Consider the following 14943-nt stretch of genomic DNA (forward strand, 5'->3'; position numbering starts at 1 on the left):
GAGGTGCAAAGTGTTAAAAAAAGTTCTTCCTCTGCTGGTGCTGTTTGCCCTGCCCGCCGTCGCCAAACCCGTGCTGACGGTCTACACCTACGATTCGTTCTCTGCCGACTGGGGCCCAGGCCCGGTGGTGAAAAAAGCCTTTGAAGCCGACTGCAGCTGCGAGCTGAAGTTCGTGGCGCTGGAAGACGGCGTGTCGCTGCTTAACCGCCTGCGCATGGAGGGTAAAAACAGCAAAGCCGACGTGGTGTTAGGCCTTGATAACAACCTGCTCGACGCCGCGTCACAAACCAAACTGTTTGCCAAAAGCGGCGTCGGGGCGGACGCCGTGAAGGTGCCGGGCGGCTGGAATAACGACACCTTCGTGCCGTTCGATTACGGCTACTTCGCCTTCGTGTACGACAAAAACAAGCTGAAAAACCCGCCGAAAAGCCTGAAAGAGCTGGTCGAGGGCGAGCAGAAATGGCGCGTGATATATGAAGATCCGCGTACCAGCACGCCGGGACTTGGTTTGCTGCTGTGGATGCAAAAAGTCTACGGCGACAAAGCGCCGGAAGCCTGGCAGAAGCTGGCGGCGAAAACCGTCACCGTGACAAAAGGCTGGAGCGAAGCCTACGGCCTGTTCCTGAAAGGGGAAAGCGATCTGGTGCTGAGCTACACCACCTCCCCGGCCTACCACATCATTGCCGAGAAGAAAGACAACTACGCGGCGGCTAACTTTGCCGAAGGGCATTATCTCCAGGTTGAGGTCGCCGCGCGCACCGCGGCCAGCAAACAGCCGGCGCTGGCAGAGAAGTTCCTGAAATTTATGGTCTCTCCGGCGTTCCAGAATGCGATCCCGACGGGCAACTGGATGTATCCGGTCACCGACGTTGCGCTGCCGGCGGGCTTTGAGCAGCTGACGAAACCGCAAACCTCGCTGGAGTTCACGCCGCAGCAGGTTGCCGCGCAGCGCGCCGCATGGGTAAGTGAATGGCAACGCGCCGTCAGCCGCTGATCGCCGGCTGGCTACTCCCCGGCCTGCTCGCTGCCGTTCTGATGGTGGCTGTCAGCCTGGGGGCCTTCCTTGCACTGTGGCTTAACGCGCCGGAGAGCGACCTGCGCGCGCTCTGGCACGACAGCTACCTCTGGCACGTGATTCGCTTCTCGTTCTGGCAGGCGTTTCTGTCGGCGCTGCTGTCGGTGTTTCCCGCCATTTTCCTCGCCCGCGCCCTGTACCGCAGGCGTTTCCCCGGCAGGCAGGCGCTGCTGCGCCTGTGCGCCATGACGCTGATCCTCCCGGTGCTGGTGGCCGTGTTCGGGATTTTAAGCGTTTATGGTCGTCAGGGCTGGCTGGCCTCTCTTTTTAACCTGCTCGGCCTTGAGTGGACCTTCTCCCCCTACGGGCTGAAGGGCATTCTGCTGGCGCATATCTTTTTCAATATGCCAATGGCGACCCGCCTCTTTTTACAGGCGCTGGAAAATATCCCCGGCGAGCAGCGGCAAATCGCGGCACAGCTTAACATGCGCGGCTGGTCGTTCTTCCGATTCGTGGAGTGGCCGTGGCTGCGCCGACAAATTCCTCCCGTGGCGGCGCTTATCTTTATGCTCTGTTTCGCCAGCTTCGCCACCGTGCTCTCCCTCGGCGGCGGGCCGCAGGCGACCACCATCGAGCTGGCTATCTATCAGGCGCTGAGCTACGACTACGATCCCGGCCGCGCGGCGCTGCTGGCGATGGTGCAGATGTTCTGCTGCCTGGGGCTGGTGCTGCTGAGCCAGCGCTTAAGCAAAGCGATCCCCGTGGGCAGCAGCCAGATTGCCGGGTGGCGCGATCCGCAGGACAGCCTTCACAGCCGCATCAGCGATGTCGTGCTGATCGCGCTGGCGCTCCTGCTACTGCTGCCGCCGCTGCTGGCGGTGGTGGTGGACGGGGTGAACCTCAACGTGCTGTCGGTTTTGCAGCAGCCGGTGCTCTGGCAGGCCACCTGGACATCCCTGCGCATCGCGCTCGGGGCGGGGCTGCTGTGCGTGGTGCTGACCATGATGCTGCTCTGGAGCAGCCGGGAACTTTACGCCCGCGAGCGCCGCAAAGCCGGGCAAGCGCTCGAGCTGTCGGGCATGTTGATTCTGGCGATGCCCGGCATCGTGCTGGCAACCGGCTTCTTTTTACTTTTCAATTCCACCGTCGGCCTGCCCGAGCGCGCGGACGGCATTGTGATTTTCACCAACGCGCTGATGGCGATCCCCTACGCGCTCAAGGTGCTCGAAAACCCGATGCGCGACGTGAACAGCCGCTACGGCTTGCTCTGCCAGTCGCTCGGCATGCAGGGCTGGCAGCGGCTAAAGGTGGTGGAGCTGCGCGCCCTCAAGCGTCCCATTGCGCAGGCGTTGGCCTTCGCCAGCGTGCTGTCGATTGGCGATTTCGGGGTGGTGGCGCTGTTCGGCAATGAAGATTTCCGCACCCTGCCGTTCTGGCTTTATCAGCAAATTGGCTCCTATCGCAGCCAGGACGGGGCCGTGACCGCACTGCTGCTGCTTGCGCTGTGCTTTGCCTTATTCACCGTTATCGAAAAACTTCCGGGGCGCGATGTTAAAACTGACTGATGTAACCTGGCTCTACCAGCACCTGCCGATGCGCTTCACCCTCTCCGTGCGTCAGGGCGAGATGATTGCGGTACTCGGCCCAAGCGGAGCCGGAAAGAGCACGCTGCTCAACCTGATCGCCGGATTCCTGCAGCCGGCGAGCGGCACCCTCACGATCGAGGGTCAGGAACATACCCGCACGCCGCCCGCTAAGCGCCCGGTATCAATGCTGTTTCAGGAAAACAATCTTTTTACCCACCTGACCGTGTGGCAAAACATCGCCCTGGGCATGAACCCGGGGATGAAGCTCAACGACGCGCAGCGTAAAAAGCTGGAAAACATCGCCGCGCAGATGGGGTTAACGGACTTCCTCGACAGGCTGCCGGGAGCGCTTTCCGGCGGCCAGCGTCAGCGGGTGGCGCTGGCCCGCTGCCTGGTGCGCGAGCAGCCGGTGCTGCTGCTGGATGAGCCGTTTTCCGCGCTCGACCCGGCGCTGCGCCAGGAGATGCTCGCGCTGGTGCAGGACGTCTGCCAGCGGCAGCAGATGACGATGCTGATGGTGTCGCACAGCATTGAAGATGCGGCGCGCATTGCCCCGCGCTCGGTGGTGATCGCCGAGGGACGAATTGCGTGGGACGGAAAAACAGAAGAACTGCTGAGCGGTAACGCGGGGGCGTCTTCACTGCTGGGCATCCCTGCGGCCTGATGCCCTCCTCCTGACCCTCTCCACAGGGAGAGGGAAAAGAGATTAACGACTCACTACCTTCAATAAAATCTCACCGTAAACCGGCATCAGCGGATGGCGAATCAGCGCCACCAGCGCCACGACCGCAACGCCAAGCGTTAACGGCGCCAGCCACAGCAGACGCGCGCGCGGAAGGTAGCGCGTCAGGCGATCGACGCTCGCTTTCGCGCTACGCCACAGGCGCCAGCACAGCCACGCCGCCAGCCACAGCAGCACCGCGGTGCCGAGCAGCAGCCACTTAAACTCTCCGCTTTGCATACCGTCCGGAATATCAATCGCCGCACCCGCCAGGATCCCCGGCAGGAAGTAAAACGGCGGCCAGAAGACGCAGCCGATGATATTGGGCACCACGAACTTAGCGACGGGCAGATCCAGCATGCCGGCCACCATCGGGACGAGGGGACGGGTCGGCCCCACGAAGCGGCCCACGAGGATGGTAAACATGCTGTGCTGATGCAGCGCGTGCTCGGTTTTATCCAGCAGCGCTTTGTTCTTTTTCATAAATGACCAGCGGTGCAGCGGCTTTTTGAAGCGCCAGCCCAGCCAGAAAGAGATCCAGTCCCCCAGCAGACAGCCAATGATTCCGGCCAGCCACGCCTGCCAGAAGTTGACTTCACCGCTGCCGATTAGCGCGCCAAGCCCCGCCATCATGACGGTGCCGGGTAAAATCAGCCCGACGAGCGCCAGCGATTCCAGAAACGCCACCAGCGCAACGGCGATGAGTGAGTACATAACGGACTGGGTGATAAAATGTTCCAGCAATGCCTGCATAACTATTCCGGTCAGAAAACGAATCAGCGATTCTGCTTAGCGCCCCGCACCGCGTCAAGGCAACAATTGTCTGAATAGTTTACAGGTTGCTTTCTGCATTCACCTGTTTGTTTATCTTTTTTTACCGTTTATTCACATCCGGCGCGGAATTCACTCGGGCTGGCCCCGGTGCATTTCTTAAACACGCGCGAGAAATAGAGCTGATCTTCAAAACCGACGTTTCGCCCGACGGAGGCAATCGGCATGCGGGTCGTGCTGAGCAGCAGTTTTGCCTGGCTGATGCGCTGATCCTCGCGCCAGCTCAGCACGCTCACGCCCAGCTGCTGGCGGAACAGGTGCGATAAACGCGACGGCGACAGGCACACGTGCTGGGCCACGCCCGCGATATCAAACTGGCTGTCGGCCAGATGGTCGCTGATGTACTGACAGGCATCGCGCACGCGGTTATCCAGGGGCGGATTGAGGGATTCGTTGATCGCCTCCATGCGCCGCAGCAGCAGCTGTTCAAGCAGGTTGATGGCCAGATGCTCGGCGTAGCGCCCGCCCGCCTGCCCCGCCTCGATGATCTGGGCGAAGAGTTCGCGGAACAGTGCCTGGTGCACATCGTCCGGGCGGTAAAAACCGGTATGGGCAAAAATCGCCGGCCAGGAGAGCCACTCCTGCCAGTAGGCGCGCGGGCGGAAGTAAACCCACTGGTGATACCACTCTTTGGCATCCGGGTGGCGGCCGTAGTGGTGAATCTCCCCCGGCGGGAACAGCAGCATATCGCCTGGGCGGCAGACAAACTGCTGGTCGCCGTTTTTAATCACCCCCTCGCCACGCACGGTGAGGTTCAGAATATACCCCTTCATCCCCAGCGGTCGGTCAACGTAAAAATCGAGATAGCCCCCGGCCTCGATAGGGGTCAGTCCCGCGACCAGATGGGCGTTAAACGAGTAGCCCGGCAGCAGGGGATCGCTTTGCGTTTCGGCCATAGATTCAGTACTCCCGGCAGTCTTAAAGGAAACCAATTGTCCATATCGTTAAAAGCAGTATAAAAACGGCCCGCCAAAAGATCCAAAAAGCATCAGCCCTCTTTTACGTCCGCTCAATTTCAGCTTTCGCCCCTGATTTCTCCGTCGACACGTGCGGATAAGCAGTAACAAAAGTGTCTATAAGTGCGGCAGAAATGTCCACATTGAATATTTGCACGGCGTCACACTTTCAATCGCAACAGCAATTTAGTCCATAAGATTAGCGGATCCTGCCTGACGATTTTTCCCCTCACTCTCTAATGTTCTTCCATACCCGTTTTTTGATGGAGCAACACCATGGCAATTGCGATTGGCCTCGATTTTGGCAGCGACTCGGTTCGCGCGCTGGCAGTGGACTGTACGACCGGCCAGGAAATAGCAACCAGCGTTGAGTATTACCCGCGCTGGCAGGAAGGGCGCTACTGCGATGCGCCAAACAACCAGTTCCGTCACCACCCGCGTGACTACATCGAATCCATGGAAGCGGCGATCAAAACCGTGCTGGCCGAACTCAGCGACGACCAGCGCGCGCAGGTCGTCGGCATTGGCGTCGACAGCACCGGCTCCACCCCTGCCCCGGTAGATGCTGAAGGCCGCGTGCTGGCGCTGCGCCCGGAGTTCGCCGACAACCCGAACGCCATGTTCGTGCTGTGGAAAGACCATACCGCCGTTGAAGAAGCCGAAGCCATCACCCGCCTGTGCCATCAGTCCGGCAAAACCGACTACTCGCGCTATATCGGCGGCATTTATTCCAGCGAATGGTTCTGGGCAAAAATTTTGCACGTGACTCGCGCTGACGCGTCGGTTGCGCAGGCGGCGGTGTCCTGGATTGAGCTTTGCGACTGGGTGCCCGCCCTGCTCTCCGGCACAACCCGTCCGCAGGATATTCGCCGCGGACGCTGCAGCGCCGGGCATAAATCCCTGTGGCACGAAAGCTGGGGCGGCCTGCCGCCGGCAGCGTTCTTCGACGAACTCGACCCGATCATCAACAAAAACCTCAAGTACCCGCTGTTTACCGACACCTTCACCGCGGATATTCCGGTCGGCACGCTCTGCGAGGAGTGGGCGAAGCGCTTAGGCCTGCCGCAAAACGTGGCGATTTCCGGCGGCGCGTTTGACTGCCACATGGGGGCGGTGGGCGCGGGCGCGCAGCCGAACACGCTGGTGAAAGTCATCGGCACCTCCACCTGCGACATCCTGACGGCGGATAAGGCCAGCGTGGGCGACCGCGCGGTGAAAGGCATTTGCGGCCAGGTGGACGGCAGCGTGGTGCCTGAGTTTATCGGCCTGGAGGCGGGGCAGTCCGCGTTCGGGGATATCTACGCCTGGTTTGGCCGCGTGCTCGGCTGGCCGCTCGACCAGCTGGCGGCGGCGCATCCTGAGCTGAAAGCGCAGATCGCCGACAGCAAAAAGCAGCTTCTGCCGCAGCTTACCGATGCCTGGGCGAAAAATCCTTCTCTCGATCACCTTCCGGTAGTGCTCGACTGGTTTAACGGCCGCCGCACGCCGTTTGCCAACCAGCGCCTGAAGGGCGTGATTACCGACCTCAATCTGGCAACCGACGCGCCCGCGCTGTTCGGCGGCCTGATTGCCGCCACCGCGTTTGGCGCCCGCGCCATCATGGAGTGCTTCACCGAGCAGGGTATCGACGTCAACAACGTGATGGCGCTGGGCGGTATCGCCCGCAAGAACCCGGTGATCATGCAGGCCTGCTGCGACGTGCTGAACCGTCCGCTGCAGATTGTAGCCTCCGATCAGTGCTGCGCGCTGGGAGCGGCCATTTTCGCCGCCGTCGCCGCCGGCGTTCATGCGGATATCCCGACCGCGCAGCAGCATATGGCGAGCGCCGTCGAAAGCACGCTGCAGCCGCGCGCCCAGCAGGCGCAACGCTTCGAACAACTCTATCAGCGCTACCAGCAATGGGCGAAAAGCGCCGAACTTCACTATCTCCCTGTCGCAGCCCCGGCGAAACACACCGCGGACACCACGGCAACCCTGACACATTAAGGACACGATAATGACCATTTTTAATAATTACGAAGTGTGGTTTGTCATTGGCAGCCAGCATCTGTACGGCCCGGAAGCCCTGCAGCAGGTGACGAAGCACGCCGAACACGTTGTTAACGCGCTGAATGCGGAAGCCAAACTGCCGTGCAAACTGGTGCTGAAGCCGCTGGGCACCACGCCGGACGAAATCACAAATATCTGCCGCGACGCGAACTACGACGACAAATGTGCCGGGCTGGTCGTGTGGCTGCACACCTTCTCGCCGGCCAAAATGTGGATCAACGGTCTGGCTATCCTCAACAAGCCGCTGCTGCAGTTCCACACCCAGTTCAATGCGTCCCTGCCGTGGGACAGCATCGATATGGACTTTATGAACCTGAACCAGACCGCGCACGGCGGCCGCGAGTTCGGCTTTATCGGCGCGCGTATGCGTCAGCAGCACGCGGTGGTGACCGGGCACTGGCAGGATGGGCACGCGCAAAGCCGAATCGGCTCCTGGATGCGCCAGGCCGTATCAAAACAGGATACCCGCCACCTGAAAGTGGTGCGTTTCGGCGACAACATGCGTGAAGTGGCGGTGACCGACGGCGATAAAGTCGCCGCGCAGATTAAGTTTGGCTTCTCCGTGAACACCTGGGCCGTGGGCGACCTGGTGCAGGTGGTGAATAACATCAGCGATGGCGACGTGAGCGCGCTGGTGGACGAATACGAAAGCAGCTACCGCCTCACCGCCGCCGCGCAGATCCACGGCGACAAGCGCCAGAACGTGCTGGATGCCGCGCGCATTGAGCTGGGGATGAAGCGCTTCCTGGAACAGGGCGGCTTCCATGCCTTCACCACCACGTTTGAAGATCTTCACGGCCTGAAGCAGCTGCCGGGCCTGGCCGTACAACGTCTGATGCAGCAGGGCTACGGCTTTGCCGGCGAAGGCGACTGGAAAACTGCCGCTCTGCTTCGCATCATGAAGGTGATGTCGACCGGTCTGCAGGGCGGCACCTCCTTTATGGAGGACTACACCTACCACTTCGAGAACGGCAACGATCTGGTGCTTGGCTCCCACATGCTGGAAGTGTGCCCGTCGATCGCCGTGGAAGAGAAACCGATCCTCGACGTGCAGCACCTCGGCATTGGCGGCAAAGCCGATCCGGCGCGTCTGATCTTCAACACCCGCACCGGTCCGGCGATCAACGCCAGCCTCATCGACCTGGGCGATCGTTTCCGCCTGCTGGTGAACTGCGTGGACGCGGTTCACCAGCAGGCGCTGCCAAAACTGCCGGTCGCCAACGCCCTGTGGAAAGCCCAGCCGGATCTGCCAACCGCCTCCGAAGCCTGGATCGTCGCGGGCGGTGCGCACCACACGGTCTTCAGCCATGCGCTGGATCTGAACGACATGCGTCAGTTCGCCGAGCTGCACGATATCGAGCTGACCGTTATCGACAACGACACCCGCCTGCCGGCCTTCAAAGACGCGCTGCGCTGGAACGAAGTCTATTACGGTTCAAAACGCTAAGCCCTGAATGCCCGGTGGCACTGCGTTTACCGGGCCTACGGTTCCGTAGGCCGGATAAGCGAAGCGCCATCCGGCAGGAGACAACTATGTTAGAGGATCTCAAACGTCAGGTGCTCGAAGCCAACCTGGCGCTGCCGAAACACAATCTCGTCACCCTCACCTGGGGCAACGTCAGCGCCGTTGACCGCGAAAAGGGCGTGTTCGTGATCAAACCTTCCGGCGTCGATTATACGGTGATGACCGCTGAAGATATGGTGGTGGTCAGCATAGCAACCGGCGAAGTGGTGGAAGGGACGAAAAAACCCTCCTCCGACACGCCGACCCACCGCCTGCTGTACCAGTCGTTCCCGACCATCGGCGGCATTGTTCACACCCATTCGCGCCACGCCACCATTTGGGCGCAGGCGGGCCAGTCCATTCCGGCCACCGGCACAACGCATGCGGATTACTTTTACGGCACCATCCCCTGCACCCGCCTGATGACCGATGCGGAAATTAACGGCGAGTACGAGTGGGAAACCGGCAACGTGATTGTCGAAACCTTCGAAAAACAGGGCATCGACGCCGCGCAAATGCCGGGCGTGCTGGTGCACTCCCACGGCCCGTTTGCGTGGGGCAAAAACGCCGAAGACGCGGTGCACAACGCCATCGTGCTGGAAGAGGTCGCCTACATGGGGATCTTCTGCCGCCAGCTGGCGCCTCAGCTCCCGGATATGCAGCAGACCCTGCTGGATAAGCACTACCTGCGCAAGCACGGGGCGAAAGCGTATTACGGGCAGTAACTCTAGCCCGGTGACGCTACGCTTACCGGGCCTACCGTACCTGTAGGCCGGATAAGCGCAGCGCCATCCGGCAAAACAACCCCTGTATAAAACCCCAGCAAAACAACCATAACCAGGCTATAATCATGCCTGGTTTTGTCTTATGAGGTAACGCCGTGGCGCAGGCGCAAGAAGGCTTTTTACTGACCCGACACTGGCGGGATACGCCTCAGGGCACCGAGGTTGAATTCTGGCTGGCTACCGATAACGGCCCGCTGAACGTCACGCTGCCGCCGCAGGAGTCCGTGGCCTTTATTCCGGAGCCGCACGTCGAAAAGGTGAAACAGCTGCTGCGCGGCGAGAACGGCTGGCGCATTACCCCGCTCGAACTGAAAGACTTCCACCGCCAGCCGGTGTACGGCCTGTACTGTCGCGCCCATCGCCAGCTGATGCGCTATGAAAAACTGCTTCGCGAAGCGGGCGTGACCTTATATGAAGCGGATGTTCGTCCGCCCGAGCGTTTTTTGATGGAGCGCTTTATTACCGCGCCGGTGTGGGTTGACGGCACCGCGCAGGGTAACAGGCTGGTGAATGCGCGCCTCAAGCCCAATCCCCACTACCGTCCGCCGCTCAAATGGGTGTCGCTGGATATCGAAACCACCCGCCACGGCGAGCTGTACTGCATCGGCCTTGAAGGCTGCGGCCAGCGGGTTGTCTATATGCTCGGGCCGCCGAACGGCGATGCGTCGGGGCTCGATTTTCATCTGGAATACGTCAACAGCCGTCCGCAGCTGCTTGAAAAGCTGAACCAGTGGTTTGCCGAACACGATCCCGACGTGCTGATCGGCTGGAACGTGGTGCAGTTCGATCTGCGCGTGCTGCAAAAACACGCCGAACGCTACCGCATTCCGCTGATGCTCGGGCGCGGCAACGCGGAGCTTGAGTGGCGCGAGCACGGTTTCAAGAATGGCGTGTTCTTCGCCCAGGCCAACGGGCGGCTGATTATCGACGGCATCGAGGCGCTGAAATCGGCGTTCTGGAACTTTTCGTCGTTCTCGCTGGAGGCGGTCGCGCAGGAGCTGCTCGGCGAGGGCAAATCCATCGACAACCCGTGGGACAGAATGGACGAGATTGACCGACGCTTTAATCAGGACAAACCGGCGCTCGCCACCTACAACATGAAAGACTGCGAGCTGGTCACGCAAATCTTCCATAAAACGGAGATTATGCCGTTTCTGCTGGAGCGGGCCACGGTGAACGGCCTGGCGGTGGACAGGCACGGCGGGTCGGTCGCCGCGTTTGGCCACCTCTATTTCCCGCGCATGCACCGGGCCGGATACGTGGCGCCAAACCTCGGCGAAGTGCCACCGCAGGCAAGCCCCGGCGGCTACGTGATGGATTCACGCCCGGGGCTGTACGACTCGGTTCTGGTGCTGGACTACAAAAGCCTGTATCCGTCGATTATCCGCACCTTTCTTATCGATCCGGTGGGGCTGGTCGAGGGCATCGCGCAGCCGGACGATACGCACAGCACGGAGGGGTATCTCGGCGCGCGCTTCTCGCGTGAAAAGCACTGCCTGCCTGAAATCGTCGGGCAAATCTGGCACGGGCGCGACGAGGCGAAGCGTCAGGGCAACAAGCCGCTGTCCCAGGCGCTGAAAATCATCATGAACGCCTTTTACGGAGTGCTTGGCACCAGCGCCTGCCGCTTCTTCGACCCGCGTCTGGCGTCGTCCATCACCATGCGCGGGCACGACATCATGCGCCAGACCAAAGCGCTAATTGAATCTCAGGGCTATGACGTCATTTATGGCGACACCGATTCCACCTTTGTCTGGCTGAAAGAGGCGCACAGCGAAGACGAGGCCGCGCGCATCGGCAAGCGGCTGGTGGCCTTCGTTAACGACTGGTGGCAGAGCCATTTGCAAAAAGAGCGCTTAACCAGCGCCTTAGAGCTGGAATTCGAAACCCACTTCAGCCGCTTTCTGATGCCGACTATTCGCGGGACGGATCAGGGCAGCAAGAAGCGCTATGCGGGTCTGATTCAGGAGGGCGACGCGCAGCGGATGGTGTTTAAAGGGCTGGAAACGGTGCGCACCGACTGGACGCCGCTGGCGCAGCAGTTCCAGCAAACGCTCTATCTGCGGGTGTTTCGCAACGAGCCCTATCAGGACTACGTGCGCGAAACCATAGCGCAGCTGATGGCGGGCGAGCTGGACAGCCAGCTGGTCTATCGCAAGCGGCTGCGCCGTCCGCTGGCGGAGTATCAGCGCAACGTTCCGCCGCACGTGCGGGCTGCCCGTCTGGCGGACGAAGAGAACATGCGCCGGGGTCGTGCGCCGCAGTATCAGAACCGCGGAACCATCAAATATGTCTGGACCACCAGCGGCCCGGAACCCGTGGATTATCAGCAATCACCGCTTGACTATGAGCATTATCTGACCCGCCAGCTACAGCCCGTCGCGGATGGAATTTTGCCTTTCATTGACGACGATTTTGCTACACTAGTGACAGGGCAACTTGGGCTATTTTGACGCGTGACGAAACCGTTGCCATCCAGTACCATAGCGCCCTTTCCATTCCCGGACCCATTTTTCGATGACCGTCATTTCTGACGGGGTCGAACTATTGCCTGCAATTAAAGATTAGAGCCGAACATATATGCCTTTTACACTTGGTCAACGCTGGATCAGCGATACAGAAAGCGAACTTGGATTAGGAACTGTCGTTGCGCTGGATCCGCGCATGGTCACGCTCCTGTTCCCTGCTACCGGTGAAAACCGCCTGTACGCTCGCAATGACTCCCCGGTTACCCGCGTGATGTTTAACCCGGGCGACACCGTGACCAGCCACGACGGCTGGCAGCTAAAGGTTGAAGACGTAAAAGAAGAGAATGGACTGCTCGCCTACATTGGTACGCGTCTGGATACGGAAGAGACCAATGTCGTCCTGCGCGAAGTGCTGCTCGACAGCAAGCTGGTCTTCAGCAAGCCGCAGGATCGCCTGTTCGCCGGGCAGATCGACCGTATGGACCGCTTCTCCCTGCGCTATCGCGCCCGTAAGTTCCAGAGTGAGCAGTACCGTATGCCGTGGAGCGGCCTGCGCGGTCAGCGTACCAGCCTTATCCCGCACCAGCTGAATATCGCCCATGACGTGGGCCGTCGCCACGCGCCGCGCGTGCTGCTGGCAGACGAAGTGGGCCTGGGTAAAACCATCGAAGCGGGTATGATCCTGCATCAACAGCTGCTCTCCGGCGCCGCCGAGCGTGTGCTGATCGTGGTGCCTGAAACCCTGCAACACCAGTGGCTGGTGGAAATGCTGCGCCGCTTCAACCTGCGCTTCTCCCTGTTTGATGACGAGCGCTATGCCGAAGCGCAGCACGATGCCGATAACCCGTTCGAGACCGAACAGCTGGTCATCTGCTCGCTGGATTTCGTGCGCCGCAGCAAGCAGCGTCTTGAGCACCTGTGCGAAGCCGAATGGGATCTGATGGTTGTCGATGAAGCGCACCATCTGGTCTGGAGCGTCGACGCGCCGAGCCGCGAGTATATGGCCATCGAACAGCTTGCCGAGCACGTGCCGGGCGTCCTGCTGCTGACCGCAACGCCGGAACAGCTCGGTCTGGAGAGCCACTTTGCGCGTCTGCGCCTGCTCGATCCAAACCGTTTCCACGATTTCGAGATGTTCGTCGAAGAGCAGAAAAACTACCGCCCGGTGGCCGACGCCGTGGCGCTGCTGCTGGCAGGCAAGCACCTGTCTAATGACGAGCTTAACACCCTGAGCGAGCTGATTGGCGAGCAGGATATCGAGCCGCTGCTGCAGGCGGCGAACAGCGACAGCGACAACGCCGCGTCTGCGCGTCAGGAGCTGATCGACATGCTGATGGATCGCCACGGCACCAGCCGCGTGCTGTTCCGTAACACCCGTAACGGCGTGAAAGGCTTCCCGAAACGCGAACTGCACACCATTAAGCTGCCGCTGCCGACCCAGTATCAGACGGCGATTAAAGTCTCCGGCATTATGGGCGCGCGTAAGACCTCAGAAGAGCGCGCGCGCGACATGCTCTACCCGGAGCAGATTTATCAGGAATTTGAAGGCGATACCGGTACGTGGTGGAACTTCGATCCCCGCGTCGAGTGGCTGATGGGCTACCTGACCGCACACCGTTCCCAGAAAGTGCTGGTTATCTGCGCCAAAGCGGCAACCGCGCTCCAGCTGGAACAGGTGCTGCGCGAGCGGGAAGGTATTCGCGCTGCGGTGTTCCACGAAGGTATGTCCATCGTTGAGCGTGACCGCGCGGCGGCATGGTTCGGTGAAGAGGACAGCGGCGCGCAGGTTCTGCTGTGTTCTGAAATCGGTTCGGAAGGCCGTAACTTCCAGTTCGCCAGCAACCTGGTTATGTTCGATCTGCCGTTCAACCCGGATCTGCTCGAACAGCGTATCGGCCGTCTGGATCGTATCGGCCAGGCGCACGACATTCAGATCCACGTCCCGTACCTGGAAAAAACCGCCCAGTCCGTACTGGTGCGCTGGTACCACGAAGGCCTGGACGCGTTTGAACATACCTGTCCGACCGGCCGCACCATTTACGATCGGGTGCACGGCGAGCTGATTAACTACCTGGCCGCGCCGGAAGAGACTGACGGTTTCGACGACCTGATCAAAACCTGCCGCGAACAGCACGATGCGCTGAAGGCGCAGCTGGAGCAGGGCCGCGACCGTCTGCTGGAGATCCACTCCAACGGCGGCGAAAAAGCGCAGGCGCTGGCCGAGAGCATCGAAGAGCAGGATGACGACACCAGCCTGATCAGCTTCTCAATGAACCTGTTTGATATCGTCGGGATCAACCAGGACGATCGCGGCGAGAACATGATCGTGCTGACCCCGTCCGATCACATGCTGGTGCCGGACTTCCCGGGCCTGCCGGAAGACGGCTGCACCATCACCTTCGAGCGTGACGTGGCGCTGTCCCGCGAAGACGCGCAGTTCATCACCTGGGAGCACCCGCTGATCCGCAACGGTCTGGATCTGATCCTTTCCGGCGATACCGGCAGCAGCACCATCTCCCTGTTGAAAAACAAGGCGCTGCCTGTCGGTACGCTGCTGGTGGAGCTGATCTACGTTGTGGAGGCCCAGGCGCCGAAACAGCTGCAGCTCACCCGCTTCCTGCCGCCAACGCCCGTGCGTCTGCTGCTGGATAAAAACGGCACGAACCTGGCCGCGCAGGTCGAGTTCGAGAGCTTTAACCGCCAGCTGAGCGCGGTGAACCGCCACACGGGCAGCAAGCTGGTTAACGCCGTGCAGCAGGACGTTCACGCCATTCTTCAGCTGGGCGAAGGCCAGGTTGAGAAAGCGGCGAGAGCGCTGATTGACGCAGCGCGCGCGGAAGCAGACGAAAAACTGTCTGCCGAGCTTTCCCGTCTGGAAGCGCTGAAAGCGGTGAACCCGAACATTCGTGACGATGAGCTGGCGGCGATCGAAAGCAACCGCCAGCAGGTGCTGGAAAGCCTGGATCAGGCAAGCTGGCGTCTGGATGCCCTACGTCTTATCGTCGTGACCCATCAGTAAGCGGAGCGC

10 protein-coding genes are annotated in these 14943 nt (G+C 60.7%); 8 read left to right on the forward strand and 2 right to left on the reverse strand.

Annotated elements, in window-relative coordinates; translation table 11 throughout:
• The first annotated feature begins 10 nt into the window (after window positions 1-10).
• Genes thiB through thiQ form a run of 3 tightly spaced genes read left to right on the forward strand, consistent with a single transcriptional unit; the run spans window position 11 to window position 3265 of the window.
• The gene (gene thiB, locus AB6V08_RS08295) at window positions 11-994 is read left to right on the forward strand and encodes a thiamine ABC transporter substrate binding subunit (protein ID WP_368542228.1); all 984 of its coding nucleotides are present in this window, start codon (window positions 11-13) and stop codon (window positions 992-994) included.
• Window positions 970-2580 carry a thiamine/thiamine pyrophosphate ABC transporter permease ThiP gene (gene thiP / locus AB6V08_RS08300; RefSeq protein WP_368542229.1) on the forward strand — a complete coding sequence of 537 codons (1611 nt, stop codon included), beginning with the start codon at window positions 970-972 and terminating at the stop codon, window positions 2578-2580. Before thiB ends, thiP begins: the two co-directional genes overlap by 25 nt.
• Complete coding sequence (gene thiQ / locus AB6V08_RS08305; RefSeq protein ID WP_368542230.1) at window positions 2564-3265, forward strand: thiamine ABC transporter ATP-binding protein ThiQ; 702 nt, start codon at window positions 2564-2566, stop codon at window positions 3263-3265. Before thiP ends, thiQ begins: the two co-directional genes overlap by 17 nt.
• A 42-nt stretch (window positions 3266-3307) precedes the next feature.
• Here the strand turns inward: thiQ and AB6V08_RS08310 are convergent, their stop codons facing one another.
• Together AB6V08_RS08310 and araC are read right to left on the reverse strand one after the other, a co-directional pair.
• Window positions 3308-4075 carry a DedA family protein gene (locus tag AB6V08_RS08310; protein WP_045259445.1) on the reverse strand — a complete coding sequence of 256 codons (768 nt, stop codon included), beginning with the start codon at window positions 4073-4075 and terminating at the stop codon, window positions 3308-3310.
• Window positions 4076-4203: 128 nt separating this feature from the next.
• On the reverse strand, window positions 4204-5049 hold the full coding sequence (gene araC, locus AB6V08_RS08315) for an arabinose operon transcriptional regulator AraC (RefSeq protein ID WP_368542231.1): 846 nt from the start codon (window positions 5047-5049) through the stop codon (window positions 4204-4206).
• Between the two features lie 336 nt (window positions 5050-5385).
• On the opposite strand from araC, the gene araB reads away from it, so the two are divergent.
• The 5 genes from araB (at window position 5386) to rapA (ending at window position 14934) form a co-directional block, all read left to right on the forward strand.
• Complete coding sequence (araB, locus tag AB6V08_RS08320) at window positions 5386-7095, forward strand: ribulokinase (RefSeq protein WP_368542232.1); 1710 nt, start codon at window positions 5386-5388, stop codon at window positions 7093-7095.
• Window positions 7096-7105: 10 nt separating this feature from the next.
• Window positions 7106-8605, forward strand: a complete 1500-nt coding sequence (gene araA, locus AB6V08_RS08325; protein ID WP_368542233.1) for an L-arabinose isomerase — start codon at window positions 7106-7108, stop codon at window positions 8603-8605.
• A gap of 86 nt (window positions 8606-8691) precedes the next feature.
• Window positions 8692-9387 (forward strand): L-ribulose-5-phosphate 4-epimerase, encoded by a 696-nt coding sequence (araD, locus tag AB6V08_RS08330; protein WP_368542234.1) that lies wholly within the window; start codon window positions 8692-8694, stop codon window positions 9385-9387.
• A 155-nt stretch (window positions 9388-9542) separates the two neighbouring features.
• Window positions 9543-11900, forward strand: a complete 2358-nt coding sequence (gene polB / locus AB6V08_RS08335; RefSeq protein WP_368542235.1) for a DNA polymerase II — start codon at window positions 9543-9545, stop codon at window positions 11898-11900.
• 127 nt (window positions 11901-12027) lie between these two features.
• Window positions 12028-14934, forward strand: a complete 2907-nt coding sequence (gene rapA, locus AB6V08_RS08340) for an RNA polymerase-associated protein RapA (protein ID WP_368542236.1) — start codon at window positions 12028-12030, stop codon at window positions 14932-14934.
• Window positions 14935-14943 lie beyond the last annotated feature (9 nt).

Source organism: Enterobacter soli (assembly GCF_964208575.1).
GTDB lineage: Bacteria > Pseudomonadota > Gammaproteobacteria > Enterobacterales > Enterobacteriaceae > Enterobacter > Enterobacter soli_A.

Bases quoted from the DNA above. Each gene is read 5' to 3' on its own strand.
- araA (WP_368542233.1), top strand. From the start codon at position 7,106: ATGACCATTTTTAATAATTACGAAGTGTGGTTTGTCATTGGCAGCCAG.
- araD (WP_368542234.1), top strand. From the start codon at position 8,692: ATGTTAGAGGATCTCAAACGTCAGGTGCTCGAAGCCAACCTGGCGCTG.
- rapA (WP_368542236.1), top strand. From the start codon at position 12,028: ATGCCTTTTACACTTGGTCAACGCTGGATCAGCGATACAGAAAGCGAA.
- thiP (WP_368542229.1), top strand. From the start codon at position 970: ATGGCAACGCGCCGTCAGCCGCTGATCGCCGGCTGGCTACTCCCCGGC.
- araB (WP_368542232.1), top strand. From the start codon at position 5,386: ATGGCAATTGCGATTGGCCTCGATTTTGGCAGCGACTCGGTTCGCGCG.
- AB6V08_RS08310 (WP_045259445.1), bottom strand. From the start codon at position 4,075: ATGCAGGCATTGCTGGAACATTTTATCACCCAGTCCGTTATGTACTCA.
- thiQ (WP_368542230.1), top strand. From the start codon at position 2,564: ATGTTAAAACTGACTGATGTAACCTGGCTCTACCAGCACCTGCCGATG.
- araC (WP_368542231.1), bottom strand. From the start codon at position 5,049: ATGGCCGAAACGCAAAGCGATCCCCTGCTGCCGGGCTACTCGTTTAAC.